The organism is Pseudomonas sp. GW821-FHT02H06, from assembly GCF_059421525.1.
Genome location: NZ_JBWKVD010000003.1, coordinates 32,368 through 49,413 on the forward strand (window position 1 = coordinate 32,368; position 17,046 = coordinate 49,413).

At 59.2% G+C, this 17,046-nt stretch carries 18 protein-coding genes; 8 read left to right on the plus strand and 10 right to left on the minus strand.

Translation table 11 applies throughout. The features are described from left to right. Positions 1-130 precede the first annotated feature (130 nt). Together AC07VF_RS06080 and AC07VF_RS06085 are read left to right on the plus strand one after the other, a co-directional pair. A complete protein-coding gene (locus tag AC07VF_RS06080) occupies positions 131-1,507 on the plus strand; it encodes a glutamine synthetase family protein (RefSeq protein ID WP_065987362.1) in 1,377 nt (458 codons plus the stop codon). A 108-nt stretch (positions 1,508-1,615) separates the two neighbouring features. Beyond that, the gene (locus AC07VF_RS06085) at positions 1,616-2,254 is read left to right on the plus strand and encodes a TetR/AcrR family transcriptional regulator (protein ID WP_495008438.1); all 639 of its coding nucleotides are present in this window, start codon (positions 1,616-1,618) and stop codon (positions 2,252-2,254) included. 256 nt (positions 2,255-2,510) lie between these two features. On the opposite strand, the gene AC07VF_RS06090 is transcribed toward AC07VF_RS06085, so the two are convergent. The 6 genes from AC07VF_RS06090 to AC07VF_RS06115 all read right to left on the minus strand — a co-directional run bounded on the left by AC07VF_RS06090 (position 2,511) and on the right by AC07VF_RS06115 (position 7,921). Continuing rightward, positions 2,511-2,726 carry a TOBE domain-containing protein gene (locus tag AC07VF_RS06090; protein WP_037016233.1) on the minus strand — a complete coding sequence of 72 codons (216 nt, stop codon included), beginning with the start codon at positions 2,724-2,726 and terminating at the stop codon, positions 2,511-2,513. A 51-nt stretch (positions 2,727-2,777) separates the two neighbouring features. Beyond that, positions 2,778-3,587, minus strand: a complete 810-nt coding sequence (gene ssuB, locus AC07VF_RS06095; protein WP_495008437.1) for an aliphatic sulfonates ABC transporter ATP-binding protein — start codon at positions 3,585-3,587, stop codon at positions 2,778-2,780. Continuing rightward, the gene (gene ssuC, locus AC07VF_RS06100; protein ID WP_192171275.1) at positions 3,584-4,372 is read right to left on the minus strand and encodes an aliphatic sulfonate ABC transporter permease SsuC; all 789 of its coding nucleotides are present in this window, start codon (positions 4,370-4,372) and stop codon (positions 3,584-3,586) included. Before ssuC ends, ssuB begins: the two co-directional genes overlap by 4 nt. Positions 4,373-4,398: 26 nt before the next feature. Further along, positions 4,399-5,364 carry a sulfonate ABC transporter substrate-binding protein gene (locus AC07VF_RS06105; RefSeq protein WP_192171276.1) on the minus strand — a complete coding sequence of 322 codons (966 nt, stop codon included), beginning with the start codon at positions 5,362-5,364 and terminating at the stop codon, positions 4,399-4,401. Between the two features lie 390 nt (positions 5,365-5,754). Next, positions 5,755-6,393, minus strand: coding sequence for a peroxiredoxin (locus AC07VF_RS06110; RefSeq protein ID WP_495008436.1), 639 nt, complete (start codon positions 6,391-6,393; stop codon positions 5,755-5,757). A gap of 142 nt (positions 6,394-6,535) precedes the next feature. Then, positions 6,536-7,921 carry an OprD family porin gene (locus tag AC07VF_RS06115; RefSeq protein ID WP_192171278.1) on the minus strand — a complete coding sequence of 462 codons (1,386 nt, stop codon included), beginning with the start codon at positions 7,919-7,921 and terminating at the stop codon, positions 6,536-6,538. A gap of 791 nt (positions 7,922-8,712) precedes the next feature. On the opposite strand from AC07VF_RS06115, the gene tauA reads away from it, so the two are divergent. The 4 genes from tauA to tauD all read left to right on the plus strand — a co-directional run bounded on the left by tauA (position 8,713) and on the right by tauD (position 12,296). Continuing rightward, entirely contained in the window at positions 8,713-9,690 is a 978-nt protein-coding gene (gene tauA / locus AC07VF_RS06120) for a taurine ABC transporter substrate-binding protein (protein WP_192171279.1), read from the plus strand. Between the two features lie 80 nt (positions 9,691-9,770). After that, positions 9,771-10,562: a taurine ABC transporter ATP-binding subunit gene (tauB, locus tag AC07VF_RS06125; RefSeq protein WP_495008435.1), complete on the plus strand. Its 792-nt coding sequence runs from the start codon at positions 9,771-9,773 to the stop codon at positions 10,560-10,562. Beyond that, positions 10,559-11,404 carry a taurine ABC transporter permease TauC gene (tauC, locus tag AC07VF_RS06130; RefSeq protein ID WP_495008434.1) on the plus strand — a complete coding sequence of 282 codons (846 nt, stop codon included), beginning with the start codon at positions 10,559-10,561 and terminating at the stop codon, positions 11,402-11,404. Before tauB ends, tauC begins: the two co-directional genes overlap by 4 nt. A gap of 58 nt (positions 11,405-11,462) precedes the next feature. After that, on the plus strand, positions 11,463-12,296 hold the full coding sequence (gene tauD, locus AC07VF_RS06135; RefSeq protein ID WP_495008433.1) for a taurine dioxygenase: 834 nt from the start codon (positions 11,463-11,465) through the stop codon (positions 12,294-12,296). Between the two features lie 754 nt (positions 12,297-13,050). Here tauD and AC07VF_RS06140 read toward each other — a convergent pair. Further along, positions 13,051-13,491: a hypothetical protein gene (locus tag AC07VF_RS06140; RefSeq protein WP_192171283.1), complete on the minus strand. Its 441-nt coding sequence runs from the start codon at positions 13,489-13,491 to the stop codon at positions 13,051-13,053. On the opposite strand from AC07VF_RS06140, the gene trmL reads away from it, so the two are divergent. Next, positions 13,490-13,945 carry a tRNA (uridine(34)/cytosine(34)/5-carboxymethylaminomethyluridine(34)-2'-O)-methyltransferase TrmL gene (gene trmL, locus AC07VF_RS06145; protein ID WP_192171284.1) on the plus strand — a complete coding sequence of 152 codons (456 nt, stop codon included), beginning with the start codon at positions 13,490-13,492 and terminating at the stop codon, positions 13,943-13,945. The genes AC07VF_RS06140 and trmL overlap by 2 nt on opposite strands. Before the next feature lie 75 nt (positions 13,946-14,020). Here trmL and secB read toward each other — a convergent pair whose 3' ends face one another. From secB to AC07VF_RS06160, 3 genes are all read right to left on the minus strand, one after another. Continuing rightward, entirely contained in the window at positions 14,021-14,515 is a 495-nt protein-coding gene (gene secB, locus AC07VF_RS06150) for a protein-export chaperone SecB (protein WP_192171285.1), read from the minus strand. A 76-nt stretch (positions 14,516-14,591) separates the two neighbouring features. Further along, entirely contained in the window at positions 14,592-14,846 is a 255-nt protein-coding gene (gene grxC, locus AC07VF_RS06155) for a glutaredoxin 3 (RefSeq protein WP_192171286.1), read from the minus strand. 1 nt (position 14,847) lies between these two features. Next, complete coding sequence (locus AC07VF_RS06160) at positions 14,848-15,261, minus strand: rhodanese-like domain-containing protein (protein WP_346629546.1); 414 nt, start codon at positions 15,259-15,261, stop codon at positions 14,848-14,850. Positions 15,262-15,422: 161 nt separating this feature from the next. On the opposite strand from AC07VF_RS06160, the gene gpmI reads away from it, so the two are divergent. After that, positions 15,423-16,958 carry a 2,3-bisphosphoglycerate-independent phosphoglycerate mutase gene (gene gpmI / locus AC07VF_RS06165; RefSeq protein ID WP_495008432.1) on the plus strand — a complete coding sequence of 512 codons (1,536 nt, stop codon included), beginning with the start codon at positions 15,423-15,425 and terminating at the stop codon, positions 16,956-16,958. The last annotated feature ends 88 nt before the right edge of the window (positions 16,959-17,046 follow it).

Sequence of the window (17,046 nt, forward strand, 5' to 3'; positions counted from 1 at the left end):
GCGGCGAAAATAGCTCTTTGGCGCCCTTTTAGGGCAAATCAGGGCTCCCTTGACTTCGTCTGGCCTTTCGGATTGACTGAAACCCGTAATGCTCGATGATTGATATTTTCAACAACAAAGGTGTTGCATCATGTCGGTACCCCCGCGTGCCGTTCAGCTCAACGAAGCGAACGCGTTCCTTAAGGAACATCCTGAGGTTCTATACGTTGACCTTCTGATTGCAGATATGAATGGAGTGGTGCGCGGCAAGCGCATCGAACGCACCAGCCTTCATAAGGTTTACGAAAAAGGCATCAACCTCCCAGCTTCCCTATTCGCACTGGATATCAACGGCTCGACGGTGGAAAGCACCGGTCTGGGTCTGGACATCGGTGACGCTGACCGAATCTGCTATCCAATCCCCGACACTCTCTGCAATGAGCCCTGGCAGAAGCGTCCTACCGCACAACTCCTGATGACCATGCACGAGCTGGAAGGCACGCCCTTCTTCGCCGATCCGCGCGAAGTGCTGCGCCAGGTTGTCAGCAAGTTCGACGAGATGGGCCTGACCATCTGCGCTGCATTCGAGCTTGAGTTCTACCTGATCGATCAGGAAAACGTAAACGGCCGACCACAACCGCCGCGCTCACCGATCTCAGGCAAACGTCCGCACTCGACACAGGTCTACCTGATCGATGACTTGGACGAGTACGTCGACTGCCTCCAGGACATTCTGGAAGGTGCAAAAGAGCAAGGCATTCCGGCCGACGCGATCGTCAAGGAAAGTGCTCCGGCGCAGTTCGAAGTGAACCTGCACCACACTGCAGACGCGCTGAAAGCATGTGATTACGCGGTACTGCTCAAACGCCTGATCAAGAACATCGCCTACGACCATGAGATGGACACCACCTTCATGGCCAAGCCGTATCCAGGCCAGGCGGGTAACGGTCTGCACGTGCACATTTCGATCCTTGATCGCGATGGCAAAAACATCTTCACCAGCGAGGATCCCGAGCAGAACGCCGCATTGCGTCATGCGATCGGCGGTGTGCTCGAGACCCTACCCGCGCAGATGGCGTTCCTTTGCCCGAACGTCAATTCTTATCGCAGGTTTGGTGCTCAGTTCTATGTTCCAAACTCGCCGTGCTGGGGTCTGGATAACCGGACCGTGGCCGTGCGCGTGCCTACCGGGACGGCCGACTCGGTACGTATCGAGCACCGGGTTGCCGGGGCGGATGCCAACCCGTATCTGCTGATGGCATCGGTGCTGGCAGGCATTCACCATGGCCTGACCAACCAGATCGAGCCCGGTCCGCCCGTAGAAGGCAACTCCTACGAGCAGAACGAGCAGAGCTTGCCGAACAACCTGCGTGATGCACTGCGCGAGCTGGACGACAGCGAAGTGATGGCCAAGTACATCGATCCGAAGTACATCGATATCTTCGTTGCGTGCAAGGAAAGTGAGCTGGAGGAGTTCGAGCACTCCATCTCCGACCTTGAATACAATTGGTATCTGCACACGGTTTGATGGCTGCACGAGTTACGAAAACGCCACCTTTTCGAGAGAATCGGTGGCGTTTTTCATTCTCCCGGCTGGCACTGTAGAATGCCCGCGCCACCGACCGAGAGAGCGCCGATGACCCGCCTTGCCCCACCTCGCAAACCTCGTGCACGGAGTCAGGCGCGGATCGACTCGATCCTCGATGCCGCACGTGCGCTGCTGGCCTCGGACGGCGTGGCGAGCCTTTCCATCTACAGCGTCGCCGAGCGGGCCGAGATCCCGCCCTCCTCCGTGTATCACTTCTTCGCCAGCGTTCCGGCGTTGCTGGAAGCGCTGACGGCTGATGTCCACGAGGCGTTTCGCGAAAGCCTGCAGCAGCCCATTGATCACGATCAGCTGAACCAGTGGCGTGACCTGTCCCATGTGGTGGAGTCACGCATGCTCGCGATTTACAGCGACGACGCTGCCGCGCGACAGCTGATCCTCGCCCAGCACGGTTTGACCGAAGTCACTCAGGCGGATCGTCAGCACGACATTGAACTGGGCAACCTCATGCACGCGCTGTTCGCCCGGCATTTCCAACTGCCGATACTGCCCGATGATGTAGAGGTATTTGCCCTGGCGCTGGAACTGGCCGACCGGGTCTATGCGCGCTCGGTGCAACTGCACAACGCGATTACCCCGCGCATGGCCGAGGAAGGATTGCGGGTGTTTGATGCGTATCTGGGGTTGTACCTGCCGCCGTATTTGCCGAAGCGTTCAATCGAGCAATAACGCAGGTCAGTTGTGGGGGCGCCACCCCGATCACGCCCACACGTCCTCGACCAGCCCGAAGCCCGAGTCAGACGCTAAACCTGTGGGAGCGACCGGGGTGGCGCTCCACCTTGCTCGCGAAAGCATTCTGTCAGACAGCCTAACTATTACTGACCCACCGCGTTCGTGAGCAAGCTCACTCCCACAAGTCCTCGACCAGCCCGAAGCCTGAGTCAGACGCTAAACCTGTGGGAGATCGCTTGGGATCCAGCATCGATCACAACTTGGCGATCGACACCTCGGTGGACTTCACGAACGCGATCACTTCGCTGCCGACCACCAGCTCCAGCTCTTTGACGGAGCGGGTGGTGATAACGGAAGTGACGACGCCCGACGCGGTCTGCACGTCGATCTCGGACAGCACGTCACCGGTGACGATTTCCTTGATGGTGCCTTTGAACTGGTTACGCACGTTAATGGCTTTGATAGTCATGGTAAGGCTTCCTTTGTGAGATCAGTTCCGGGGGCAGGATTGCCTCTGGAGTTAATTGGCCCAACGCAGTTGCGTGGGCAGCGGTGAAGTCGGTTCGGGGTCGGGTGGTTTGCCTGGTAGCGACAACACGCGGTTGAGCACTTCGGTTTCCAGCGCGGCCAGTCGGTAAGAGCCGCGCGCCCTCGGACGGGCCAGATCAACCTGCAGGTCAAGACCGATGCGGCCCTCTTCAATCAGCAAGACCCGGTCGGCAATGGCGACCGCTTCGCTGACGTCGTGGGTCACCAGCAACACGGTAAAGCCATGCTTCTTCCACAGGTTTTCGATCAGTTGCTGCATCTCGATTCGTGTCAGGGCATCCAGCGCGCCAAGGGGTTCATCGAGCAACAACAAGCGCGGCTGGTGAATCAGCGCACGGGCCAGCGCCACCCGTTGTTTTTGCCCACCTGATAACGCAGCCGGCCATTCATTGGCGCGCTCGGCCAAACCAACGGCTTCCAGCGCTTCCAGCGCTTTGCCACCCCAGTCGCCGCTGAGACCAAGGCCGACGTTGTCGATGATCTTTTTCCAGGGCAGCAAACGCGCTTCCTGGAACATCAGTCGCGTGTCTTCCCGCGCATCCGCCAACGAGCCATTACCCGCCAGCAGTTGGCCGCTCGACGGTTGATCGAGTCCTGCCAGCAGACGCAACAAAGTGCTCTTGCCGCAGCCGCTTCGGCCCACGACCGCGACGAACTGGCCGGCCGGGATGTGCAGATCGATGTCTTTCAGTACTTCCCGCGAGCCGAAGGTTTTTTTCAGCTTGCGGACCTGCAAGGGAATCCCGCGCAACAGGTTTGCCGGTTGTTGGAGATTGCTCATTGCGCGCCACCTTTAGCCACTTGATACGCCGGGTGCCAACGTAGGCAGACCCGTTCCAGACCCCGCGCGGCGAGGTCTGCCAATTTGCCGAGTACGGCGTAAAGCACGATCGCCAGCACCACCACGTCGGTCTGCAGAAACTCTCGGGCGTTCATCGCCAGATAGCCGATGCCGGAGCTGGCCGAAATGGTTTCCGCGACGATCAGCGTCAGCCACATGAAGCCCAGCGCGAACCGCACGCCGACCAGAATCGAAGGCATCGCGCCCGGCAGAATCACATGGCGGAACAGTCCGAAGCCGCTCAAACCGTAGCTGCGGGACATCTCCACCAGCGCCGGATCGATGTTACGAATGCCGTGGTACGTGTTCAGGTAAATCGGGAACAGCGTGCCGAGCGCGACCAGAAATATCTTCGCTGTCTCGTCGATGCCGAACCACAGGATGACCAGCGGAATCAGCGCCAGGTGGGGCACGTTGCGGATCATCTGTACGGAGCTGTCCAGCAGGCGTTCGCCCCATTTCGACAACCCGGTGATGAAGCCCAGGGCCAGGCCGATCCCGCCGCCAATGGCAAAGCCGATCCCGGCACGCCAGCCACTGATCGCCAGATGAGTCCAGATTTCCCCGCTGCGCACCAGCGTGACGCCGGCCTCAATTACGGCGCTCGGCGCCGGCAGAATGCGGGTCGACAGCCAGCCCGCGGTGACCGCCAGTTGCCATATCGCCAACAACAGGACCGGTAGCAACCAGGGCGCCAGTCTGTGGGTGATTTTTTCCACGCTCATGGAGTTGTCTCCTTCCAATGCCGGGCTTACTGGGCTTTCGCGACAGCAGCGGGTGGCGTCCAGATCACATCAGCGATACGCAACGGTTTAGGGATCAGCTTGAGCTGGTAGAAGGTGTCGGCGATTTTCTGTTGCGCGGCGACGGTTTCAGGCGTGATGAACGAGGCGCCGTAGCCCTGACGCTTCACCGACGTGCGGGTGATGTCTTCCGGCAGGCCGAGCAGTGGCGCAACCTGTTTGGTCACCTCTTCCGGGTTGGCCTTGGACCATTCGCCGACCGCGCGCACTTCTTCAACCAGGGTCTGAATCACCTTGGGATGCTGCTGCGCATAGGGTTTGGTCGCCAGGTAGAACTGGTTGTTGTCGACGATGCCTTTGCCGTCGCGCAGTGTCTTGGCTTGAAGCTGCTGCTCGGCGGCAGCCTGGTACGGATCCCAGATCACCCAGGCATCGACGCTGCCGCGCTCGAAGGCCGCACGCGCATCGGCGGGCGGCAGGAAAACGGTCTGGATATCGGTGTACTTCAGGCCGGCGTCTTCCAGCGCGCGCACCAACAGGTAGTGCACGTTGGAGCCCTTGTTGAGGACGACTTTCTTGCCTTTGAGGTCTTTGACCGAGGTAATCGGCGAATCCTTGGGCACCAGAATCGCTTCGCTGGTGGGCGCCGGCGGCTCAGAGGCGACGTACAGCAGATCAGCGCCAGCGGCCTGGGCAAAGACAGGCGGTGTTTCGCCCGTCACGCCGAAGTCGATCGAACCCACGTTCAGGCCTTCAAGCAACTGCGGACCACCGGGGAACTCGGTCCACTGAACCTGCACGCCTTGGTCGGCGAGTTTTTTCTCGAGCGACCCTTTGGCCTTGAGCAATACCAGCGTGCCGTATTTCTGGTAACCGATGCGCAAGGTATCGGCCTGGGCCTGAGTAAGGACGCCGAAGGAAACCGCCGCAACAAACAGAGCGACCAGGCTTCGACGCAAAATAACGGTGCCCATGGCACGCTCCTTTGGTGTGTAGCTAACAGGTGGCACCTGCTCGTCCGATGGCGGACCAGTAAGGCGGAAAGGGATTCATTGCCGGCGATCTCGCCAGGACGGAGAGACCATAACAGGGGATAGTTATTCTCTAAAATCATATTTATTCATTTGGTTAGCACCAAAAAGAATATATAACTTCTGCCGTGCTTCTTGGCATTACGCGAACTCGTGGGAGCGAGCTTGCTCGCGAAGACTGACTTTCATTCTCCAAAGCAAGTGGCTGCATGCCCCGGCCCCTTCGTGAGAAAGCTCACTGCCACATAGGTGGGGATTTCTTCGTGGATGGCGTTTTCAGCAGAAAAAAAGGGCCGATAAATCGGCCCGAATGTCATGGTTGAAACCGGTGTATCAGCGATTCGGCTGTGGCGTCAGGCGCAGGTAAGGGGTAACGGCGGTATAGCCTTTAGGGAAGCGTTCCTTGATCTCTGCTTCATCCTTGATCGACGGCACGATGACAACGTCTTCACCATCCTTCCAGTTTGCCGGCGTGGCGACTTTGTAGTTGTCGGTCAGCTGCAGCGAATCGATTACCCGCAGGATCTCGTGGAAGTTGCGACCGGTGCTGGCCGGGTAGGTGATGGTTAGGCGCACCTTCTTGTTCGGATCGATCACGAACAGCGAACGCACCGTCAGGGTTTCGCTGGCATTGGGGTGGATCAGGTCGTAGAGCTCGGAAACCTTGCGATCTTCGTCCGCCAGGATCGGGAAGTTCACAAGGGTGTTCTGCGTGGTGTTGATGTCGCCAATCCACTGGGTGTGGGATTCGGCCGAGTCCACGGACAGGGCAATCGCCTTGACGTTGCGCTTGTCGAATTCGTCTTTGAGTTTTGCGGTGAAGCCCAGCTCGGTGGTGCATACCGGGGTGAAGTCGGCAGGATGAGAGAACAATACCGCCCATTTATCGTCCAGCCATTCGTGAAACTTGATCGGTCCTTCGCTGGAGTTCTGTTCGAAGTCGGGTGCGATGTCGCCGAGTTTGAGGCCCATTCAGTCGTGCTCCTTGGATGGTGAGGTATGAATCACTGTGCATGCCAGCATCTGAAAACAAAAGGAACGATTGGTGCTGGATGACATTGTTTCAGGCATAAAAAAGCCCCGCCGAAGCGGGGCTCTTTTCAACACATCACGCTTACTTGAAGGCGTAGGTGTAGTTGAGGACCACACGAGTCTGGTCGGTATTCTGCTGCGAAGCGTACAGATCGGTATCGGAGCGCAGGTTCGCGCGACGAACTGTAACGCCGAAGCCTTTCATGAAGCCGTCCTGGAACACGTAGTCGATGCGCATGTCACGTTCCCACTCCGAACCACGACCCAGTGATGCGTTCTGCAGACGAATCTGATCGCCATACAGGTAAGCGATGGCAGCTTTCAGACCAGGGACGCCCAGGCGTGCGAAGTCATACGAGTACTGACCGAACTTGGTCTGCTCACCGGCGCGGGTGAAGTTGGTGATCATGCTGTCGGTGAACAAGTAAACGCTGTTACCGCCTTCACCTTCGTTACGACCATTGGAGAGGTTGTTGCGGGTAACGTTGCCGTTGCTCATGACCGGCATGCCGCCGTCATCGCTCACCGACTGGTAACCCAAGAGGAATGCATTGCCACCCAGGGTGTAGGTGAACATGGCAGTCCAGGTGTCGTTGTCAACTTCGCCCTGGCCGTCTTTGCTGTAGCCGTTGGAGAAGCGATAGCCGGTGTTGACTTCCTGATGGGCGTTCTTGCCATCGGAGGTGCTGTGGAAGTAACGCAGGTCGGTCTTGAACGACTGGTCCTCTGCGATCGGCAGGATGTGGACCAGGCCCAGGAAGTGCTGCTTGTAGTAGTCTTCCAGGTTCGCGTAGTAGTACTGAACGGTCAGGTCTTTGGTGACTTTGTAGTCGCCGCCTGCGAACTGGAAATTGTTCGAACCTTTGTAACCACCGGCCAAGGACATGTCAGCGTAGTTACTGGAAGCACGACCGGCAGCTTGGGTCAGCTTACCGGCGGTCAGTGTCAGACCGTCGAGTTCCTTGGAAGTGACGATGCCACCTTGGAAGGTCTGCGGCAGCAGACGACCGTCGTTCGATACGAGGATCGGCAGGTTAGGCTGCAGAGCGTTACCGACTTTCAACTCGGTCTTCGAGACTTTGACCTTGGCGTTGGCCCCAGCGCGAGCCCAGTCAGCCACCGGCGTACCGTCGGAAGTTGTAGGGGAAACGGTGTTCGCAGTACTGCCGTTAGCGGCACGGTTGTCGATACCGCCGCTCAGGTTGATGCCGTACATGCCCTGAACGTCGAGGCCGAACCCAACAGTACCCGGGGTGTAACCCGAGATAAAGTTGAACAGGAAACCCTGAGTGGTCTGACGCTGGTCTTGCCCTTTGGCGCCAGTCGACGACGGCTCGCGCGGATCACCTTCGAAATACAAAGTACGGGAACTGAGTGTCGCTTTGCTGTCATCCAGGAAACCAGCTGCACCGGCCTGAGTAGCCAAGACACCTGCGTATACGGCCAAGGCCAGGGTGGACTTCTTCATTGTGTATCGCTCCTCATGAATCTAATTTTTGTAGTTCCCGGGCTAGAGCCTAAGGCTCAAAACCGAGGATGCGCGATTAGCGCCGGACCTGACTCGGCGAGTCAATGGCCCCAAGACTAATTGACTAGACCGCGGTACAGCTGGCTGCAAGGTAAGGGAAATCCTTTAAACCTAAAAAGACTTGTTAGACCTGCTTTTATGCCAAGCAGTTATATGTCACAAGCCGTTTCAGCCGTCCGTTGCGGAGTGTATCGGCCCTAATCCCTAATTCCCAAAACATATTTCGATGCCGTTCGTCAGATCGATATGTTTAGCGGCGACGTACGACCGGAACTTGACCGGTAAGTCACGGTCGTCCTGCGAAATCGGGTGAGAATTGCCTCTCCAACCGACTGAAATACATGGAATTTCTTTTCCGGTAGTCGCAAACGTTGCAGTTGTCACCCTGCTCCCCGTCTGTTTTCTGACGAAGCCAGAAAAAACCTCATCGGGGAGAAAACCACGGCAAAACTCGGCGCCGTATCGTGCATCCATCCAGATCAGTCCGTGAGAAACGCCCCATCCTTGCAGGTACATCGCTGAACAGGCGTCGCGATCATATTTACAAGTTGTGACGATTCGATGAATCGTCCATGAGCTCGGGTTTTTCCTCTCGCGATGCTCACCCATCAAGCCCGCGCGTATAGGAATTAACACTAAGCAAATTCCAAAAGGTTATTTATTTCGACTTTCTTAGATCATTTACGCTCTGCGGCATTCGAAGGCGGTGTGCCTTTCTACGGAGCGTCACCATGAAACTGCTCAAACCCCTACGCGTCCTGGCCGCCTTGTCGCTTGCCGGCTCGGCACTCTTCGCCCAGGCCGCTGACTTCACCGTCGCCTACCAGACCACCGTGGATCCGGCGAAGGTCGCTCAGGCTGATGGCGCCTATGAAAAGGCGACGGGTTCGAAGATTTCATGGCGCAAATTCGATAATGGCGCGGACGTGATCACGGCGATCGCGTCGGGTGATGTCCAGATCGGCTACCTCGGCTCCAGCCCTCTCACTGCGGCGGCAACGCGCAAAGTGCCGGTGGAAACGTTCCTTATTGCCACCCAGATCGGCGCTGCCGAGGCGCTGGTTGCGCGTAATGGCTCCGGCATCAACGGCCCACAGGATTTGATAGGGAAGAAGATCGCCGTGCCATTCGTTTCGACCGGGCACTACAGCCTGCTCGCTGCCCTGAAGTACTGGAAAATCGACCCGGCGAAAGTGACCATCCTCAATCTCGCCCCACCGGCCATTGCGGCGGCATGGAAGCGCGGTGACATCGACGCCACATACGTCTGGGATCCGGCGCTCGGCGTGGCCAAGGAGACAGGCAAAGTGCTGATCACCTCGGGCGAGCTGGCGAAAGTCGGCGCGCCGACCTTTGATGCGTGGATCGTGCGCAAGGACTTCGCCGACAAGCATCCTGAGGTCGTCAAAGCCTTCGCCAAAACCACCCTGGAAGCCTACGCCGCCTATCGCAAGGACCCCGCCGCTTGGCTGGCCGATGCCAGCAACGTCGACAAGCTGGTGAAACTCTCCGGCGCCAAACCTGGCGACATCCCGGGCCTGTTGCAGGGCAACGTCTACCCGCTGGCGGCTGATCAGGTAACTGAACTGGGCGCGCCAACCACCGACGCCATCACCAAGACCGCAGCGTTCCTCAAGGAACAAGGCAAGGTCGACGCCGTCCTGGCCGATTACACCCCTTACGTGAGCGCGAAGTTCGTCACCCAGTAAGCGAAGGCGTCCACCCGATACCGAGCCGGCTTCGACAGCCATGCCGTTGACGCACATCTATTAGAAGCGGAGTCCATGCCATGGCCCTGTTACAGCTGGAGCGCATGAGCGCACAGTATCCCGGTGCGGCCGAGCCGGTGCTGTCGGATATTTCCCTGACCCTTGGTCCGCAGCAACTGCTGGTTGCCCTGGGCCCATCCGGCAGCGGCAAGACTTCGTTGTTGAACCTGATTGCCGGGTTCGTCGCGCCAAGCGCAGGCCGCATCACCCTTGATGGCGTCCCGGTGAACGGCCCCGGCGCCGAGCGCGGCGTCGTGTTTCAGGATGACGCTCTGCTGCCTTGGCAGGATGTACTGGCAAACGTTGCATTCGGGCTGGAGCTGACGGGCATCCCCCGTGAAAAACGCGAGAGCAAAGCGCGGGACATGCTGGCACTGGTTGATCTGGCCGGCTTCGAGAAGCGTCGTATCTGGGAGTTGTCCGGCGGGCAGAAACAACGTGTGGGCCTTGCCCGCGCATTGGCGGCCGATCCGCGCGTGCTGCTGATGGACGAGCCTTTCGGCGCCCTCGACGCCTTCACCCGCGAACAGATGCAAGAACTGCTGCTGGAGGTCTGGCAACGCAGCGCCAAACCGGTCTTCCTTATCACCCACGACATTGAAGAAGCGGTGTTCCTGTCGACCGATCTGATTCTGCTTGCGCCCAACCCCGGTCACATTGTCGAGCACCTGAAGCTGGACTTCGGTCAGCGCTACAGCGCAGGTGAATCGGCCCGCGCCATCAAGTCCGACCCTCGCTTCATCGAAACCCGTGAGCACGTGCTCGCGCGGGTATTTTCCCAGCGGCAAAGCATTCGGGAGCAACGGGCATGAGTATTTATCAATCGCCGGAGCCCGCCCTCACTCGCGCGCCGGTGCAAACAGCACCGCGCCAGCCCTCTTCTTTCTATGTGAGCACGCGCGCCATCAGCGTGCTGACCCTCGCTTTCCTGCTGGGCGGCTGGTGGTTGGTCACAGCCCTTGAGTGGGTCGAACCGCTGTTTCTTCCGCCGCCTGCCGCTGTGCTGGAAAAAGCCTGGCTGTTGATGACCAAAGGTTACATGGACTCCACGCTGTGGCAGCACTTGGGGGCGAGCCTGCAACGCATCGGACTGGCGCTGTTCTTCGCCGTGCTGACGGCCATTCCCGTCGGCATCGCCATTGGTCATAACCGAATCGCGCGTGGGATTTTCGACCCGCTGATCGAGTTCTACCGCCCGGTGCCGCCCCTGGCCTACCTGCCGTTGATCGTGATCTGGTGCGGCATTGGCGAATTCTCCAAGGTCCTGCTGATTTATCTGGCGATCTTCGCGCCGATCGCCATCGCCACCGCGACCGGTGTGCGCACGGTCGACAGCGCAAAACTGCGCGCGGCTCAGTCTCTGGGCGCCAGCCGCTGGCAGCTCATCCGTCACGTCATCCTGCCCAGCGCCCTGCCCGACATCCTGACCGGCGTGCGCATCGGCCTCGGCGTGGGTTGGTCGACGCTGGTGGCGGCCGAGTTGATCGCCGCCACCAGTGGCCTCGGCTTCATGGTCCAGTCCGCCGCGCAGTTTCTGGTGACCGATGTAGTAGTGCTGGGAATTCTGGTCATCGCGCTGATCGCCTTCGCGCTGGAAATGGGCCTGCGCGCACTGCAACGCAAGCTCGTGCCCTGGCACGGCCAGAATCACTGAATCCAAGACCTTATTACTGACTACGCCGACACTTCGGCGCCGAACACACGAGAACACCATGAGCATTGACATCCACCCGCTCAGCCCGGCGTTGGGCGCACAGATCAGCGGCATTGACCTCAGCCGCGACCTGACCGATGAACAACGCAACGCCATCGAGCAAGCGCTGCTTGATCATCAGGTGCTGTTCTTCCGGGATCAGCCGATCACGCCGCAACAACAAGCGCGATTCGCCGCCAACTTTGGTGACCTGCACATCCATCCGATCTACCCCAACGTGCCGGAACAGCCTGAAGTGCTGATCCTCGATACCGCGGTCACTGACGTGCGCGACAACGCCATCTGGCACACCGACGTCACCTTTCTGCCGACCCCTGCGCTGGGCGCGGTGCTCAGCGCCAAGCAGGCGCCGGCTTACGGTGGGGATACGTTGTGGGCGAGCGGCATCGCTGCGTTCGAGGCGCTGTCCCGGCCGATGCAGATGTTGCTCGATGGTCTCACCGCGACCCATGACTTCACCCGGTCATTCCCGCTGGAGCGCTTTGGCAATACGGCTGAAGACCTCGCGCGTTGGGAGGAGACCCGCCACAAGAACCCGCCGCTGTCGCACCCGGTCATTCGCACGCACCCGGTGAGCGGTCGTAAAGCATTGTTCGTGAACGACGGCTTCACTACCCGGATCAATGAATTGGAAGCCGCCGAGAGTGAGGCCATCCTGAAATTACTGTTCGCCCACGGTACGCGTCCGGAATTCACCCTGCGCTGGCGCTGGCAGGCAAACGACGTGGCGATGTGGGACAACCGCGTAACCCAGCATTACGCAGTCGACGATTACCGTCCGCAGCGCCGCGTGATGCACCGCGCAACGATTCTGGGTGATGCGCCGTTTTGATAATAGGCCGGCAGGCGCGCTGATGCGTTTAGTGGGACCGGCTTCAGCCGGGAAGAGGCCGCCAGGTGCGCTATGGATTTGCGGCGTAACGCCTGACGCCTTCCCGGCTAAAGCCGGTCCCACAATTTAGGGTTCAGCGAGCCCACTGCATGCACGCGATGCTTTTAGTGGGACCGGCTTCAGCCGGGAAGAGGCCGCCAGGTGCGCTGTAGATTTGCGGCGTAACGCCTGACGCCTTCCCGGCTAAAGCCGGTCCCATAATTTAGGGTTCAGCGAGCCCACTGCATGCACGCGATGCTTTTAGGGGGACCGGCTTCAGCCGGGAAGAGGCCACCACGTGCGCTATGGATTTGCGGCGTAACGCCTGACGCCTTCCCGGCTAAAGCCGGTGCCCCAAATTTGAGGGTCAGCGAGCTCAAAGACCATCCAGGTACCCAGATGTAATGGAGGCCGATAGTTGATGCGCAACCTTGCCGCTCCGCTTTGGCGTGCATCACTTTGGTCACTCGGTACGGGTAAATGCGCGAATAGCGTGCAAAAACGCTCACCAAATATCCAACTCCGAAAGTCGATTCGAACCTCGTCCCTATACCCGTCTATAAAAGGCGCGGGCTGAAAGGCCCTAAACCCGTCGCCTGCAGGACATTACGAATATTCCTACAGAAATTTCTTAAAACTGGCACGCACGCTGCAATAGGTTATACATCACCAGTTTTGGGGACCTTGGTACAGGCAGGCCGGGGATTCCCCTCTTTTATTCCTCCCGGAGACTGACCTCCAGTCTCCAGCGCCCGTCCTGGGTTGCACCGCGCCAGTCGCCGTGCAGAGGACGGGCCGCCAGCAGGTTCAGCAACAGCCCTTTATCACTTCGTTGCACTCTCCAGCGCACGTCTTTGCCGTTGAGCTTCAGTTCGCCTTTCTGCGCCTGACCCTGGGCGTTGAACAGCAGCGCCACAGCACCGTCGATGTGTTCACCATGAAGCTGCGGCTCGCGGTTAAACCACACGGCAACGCCGTTCGGCAGCACTTCGACGGTTTGCAGCTGGATGGGGTCCGGGGTCGTCACGCGGCCGATCATCAGCCCGACCATCACACCAACGATCGCCACCGAGCCCAGAAACTTGGGCCATAGCTTCGGCCTGGGGTCTTCTTCAGGGGTAGAATGCATCCCGTCCTTTCGTTCGGAGCCGTGCATGTTTCACGTGATCCTTTTTCAACCAGAAATTCCGCCGAATACCGGCAACATCATCAGGCTCTGCGCCAACAGCGGCTGCAGCCTGCATTTGATCGAGCCGCTGGGCTTCGAGCTGGATGACAAACGCCTGCGTCGAGCCGGCCTTGATTACCACGAATACGCCACGCTGCATCGTCACGCCGACCTGCCGAGCTGCCTTGAAAGCATCGGCCACCCGCGGCTGTTTGCTTTTACCACAAAGGGCTCGCGGGTTTTCCACGATGCGCAATTCCAGGAAGGCGATGCTTTCCTATTCGGCCCGGAAAGCCGAGGGCTGCCGCCGGAGGTGCTGGATCCGCTGTCGAGCGACCAACGCCTGCGCCTGCCGATGCGCGAAGGTTGCCGCAGTTTGAATCTGTCGAATACTGTCGCAGTGGCGGTGTATGAAGGCTGGCGGCAGTTGGGGTTCAAGTAACCCACCCGCAGCACCGCCGAATGCCGCCCACAAAAAAGCGCCCTCACAGGCGCTTTTTTATTGCGGCGACAACGCTTACTGAACGGTAGGCGTTGGCGTTTCGCCGCTTTCCTGCATGCGTTGCAGTTCTTGCGCGTACAGGGCGTCGAAGTTCACCGGGGCCAGCATCAGCGCAGGGAACGAACCACGGACAACCAGGCTGTCGATGGTTTCGCGAGCGTACGGGAAAAGAATGTTCGGGCAGAACGCGCCCAGGGTGTGGCTCATCGAGCTGGCATCCAGGCCCTTGATCAGGAAGATACCGGCTTGCTGGACTTCAGCGATGAAGGCGATTTCGTCGCCGTTCTTCACTTCGACCGACAGGGTCAGCACGACTTCGTAGAAGTCATTTTCCAGCTGCTTCTGACGGGTGTTCAGGTCCAGGCTGACGCTCGGGGTCCATTCTTGACGGAAGATCGCCGGGCTTTTTGGCGCTTCGAACGACAGGTCGCGGACGTAGATGCGTTGCAGGGAAAACTGCGGTGCTTCTTCTTCGTTGGAAGTGGCGCCGTTATTCGGTTGATCAGTCATCTCAGATCCTTACATTGGGGTCTTGTAGGCTTCCGGGCTGTGCAAAAAACCATCGTTTCCACATCCCGGTTCGAATTCAGGCGCTCAGCAGCTTATCCAGCTTGCCGGCGCGCTCCAGCGCGAACAGGTCATCGCAACCGCCAACATGGACCGGGCCGATCCAGATCTGCGGAACCGAGGTACGCCCGGATTTCTTGGTCATTTCAGCGCGAATCTGTGGCTTGCCGTCGACCTTGATCTCTTGGAAGCCGACACCCTTGCCCGCCAGCAACGACTTGGCGCGGGAGCAATAAGGGCAGTAATCGCTGGAGTAGACGACGACGTCGGTCATTTCACTTCACCAGCGGCAGGTTGTCACCGCGCCATGACGAAATACCACCGGACAGCTTGGCGGCGTTGAAGCCCGCTTTTAGCAGTTCGCGTGCGGTATGGCCGGCGTGCTGGCCAGCGGCGTCGACGATGATCAGGGTTTTAGGCTTGAATTTCTCCAGCTCCGAAGTGCGAGTCAGGATTTTGTCCTGGGGGAAATTCACCGCGCCGACGATGTGGCCGGCAGTGAAGTCTTTCTTGGCGCGGACGTCGATGACAACGGCTTCGTCGCGGTTGACCAGAGCGGTCAATTCGCCGGTGCTCAGGCTGCGGCCGCCTTTGCTAAGCTCGGTTGCGATCAGCAGGCCCAGCAGGATGACGAAAGCACCCGTCAGCAAATAGTGATTCGTGGCAAATTCAATCAGGTGAGCAACCATCATCAGGTTCCAGGGCGTTAAAATGTCGGCCAGTATACACAGCACCCAAGGTCGGCCAAAGCCCGTACGGCAGTGACGTCGTTTAGCTTGTTGCCGATTTGAACTTGTCCCTAAACTGTCGATCTTTTTTCTACTTCACCTATTAGCCAAGAGTGGGATTCATGACTACCACGCCTAAACCTTTGGTTCTGATCATCCTGGACGGCTTCGGTCACAGCGACAGCCACCACGGCAATGCGGTCTACGCAGCGAAGATGCCGGTCTTCGATCGCTTGTACCAGACCATGCCAAACGGCTTGATCTCCGGGTCCGGCATGGATGTCGGTCTGCCTGACGGGCAGATGGGCAACTCCGAAGTCGGCCACATGAACCTGGGCGCCGGCCGCGTGGTGTATCAGGACTTCACCCGCGTGACCAAAGCGATCCGCGACGGCGAGTTCTTCGAAAATCCCGCCATCTGCAAAGCGGTCGATCAAGCGGTCAGCGCCCGCAAGGCCGTGCACATCCTCGGCCTGTTGTCCGACGGCGGCGTTCACAGCCATGAAGATCACCTGGTGGCGATGGTCGAGCTGGCCGCCAAGCGCGGCGCCGACAAGATCTACCTGCACGCCTTCCTCGATGGTCGCGACACGCCACCGCGCAGTGCCCATCAATACCTGCAGACCATGGAAGCAGCCTACGCGCGCCTGGGCAAAGGTCGCACCGCCACGATCATCGGCCGTTACTTCGCCATGGACCGCGACAATCGCTGGGACCGTGTCGAAGCTGCCTACAACCTGATCGTCGACGGCACTTCGGAGTTCCACGCCGACAACGCCAAGGCCGCGCTGGACGCCGCTTATGAGCGAGGCGAGAACGACGAATTCGTTAAAGCCACCAGCATCGGCGCGCCGGTGACAGTCGAAGACGGCGACGCGGTGGTGTTCATGAACTTCCGTTCCGACCGCGCCCGCGAACTGACCCGCGTATTCGTCGAAGACGATTTCGCGGACTTCGCCCGTCGCCGTCAGGCCAAGCTGGCCGGCTTCGTCACGCTGACCAAGTACGCCGCCAACATCGACGCACCCGCGGCGTTCGAAAAGGCCGGCCTGCACAACGTGCTCGGCGAATACCTGTCGAACAACGGCAAGACTCAGCTGCGCATCGCCGAGACCGAGAAGTACGCCCACGTGACGTTCTTCTTCTCCGGTGGCCGTGAAGAACCCTTCCCTGGCGAAGAGCGCATCCTGATCCCTTCACCCAAAGTGGCGACTTACGACCTGCAGCCAGAAATGAGCGCGCCGGAAGTCACCGACCGAATCGTCGACGCCATCGAACATCAGCGTTATGACGTGATCGTCGTCAACTACGCCAACGGCGACATGGTGGGCCACAGCGGGATCATGGAAGCAGCCGTCAAGGCCGTTGAGTGCCTGGACGTCTGCGTCGGGCGCATCACCCAGGCGCTGGAAAAGGTCGGCGGAGAAGCGCTGATTACGGCCGACCACGGCAACGTCGAACAGATGACCAACGAGGAGACCCACCAGCCTCACACCGCTCACACCACCGAGCCGGTGCCGTTCATTTATGTCGGCAAGCGTGACCTGAAGGTGCGCGATGGCGGCGTATTGGCGGACGTCGCGCCCACCATGCTGACGCTGCTCGGCATGGAAATCCCGCAAGAAATGACCGGCACGTCGATTCTGGTCGCCAAGTAAGCCTCTCGAACCGGTCCGCCAGTCGCTGGCGGGCCGGTTTTGTATGAAATGTCTGACGGCCAAGTCGTCCGAGCGTTTTTTTTGCAGC